The 390-nt window shown below is 64.9% G+C and carries 1 protein-coding gene; it reads left to right on the forward strand.

Features of this window, described 5'->3' with window-relative positions:
* Positions 1-189: hypothetical protein (locus J0A65_RS26215; RefSeq protein WP_206597117.1), on the forward strand; the 189-nt coding region annotated here is incomplete at its 5' end.
* Positions 190-390: the final 201 nt, after the last annotated feature.

Consider the following 390-nt stretch of genomic DNA (forward strand, 5'->3'; position numbering starts at 1 on the left):
GAGCTGTTGTTCGATGCCCTGCACGACGGGCAGCTCCAGGCGCTGCTGTTGCAGCAGCCGCAGGCCATGGGGGATCACGCGGTGCGCCTGGTGCAGCGCGCGCTCAGCGGTGAGCGCGCGGCCACGCCGCTGCAACTGTTGCTGGAGCCGCGGGTGATGACGGCGACCGCGCCAGGAGGTTCTTGGTGAGAGCGGGGACGGGTGTTTATCATCGCCTGACCGATCGCCCTGAAATCGCTGCAGGGCCCGATCCAGACGGTGGTGTGCAATGAATCCGACGTTCAAGGCCTGTGTCGTGACGCTGCTCTGCAGTGTCTGCACCTGCCTGTCTGCCGCCGAGCTGCAGCTCTATACCGAGGACTATCGACCCTTCAGCTATCTCGAAGATGG

Origin of the sequence: Bowmanella yangjiangensis, from assembly GCF_017255015.1 — a bacterium.
GTDB lineage: Bacteria > Pseudomonadota > Gammaproteobacteria > Enterobacterales > Alteromonadaceae > Bowmanella > Bowmanella yangjiangensis.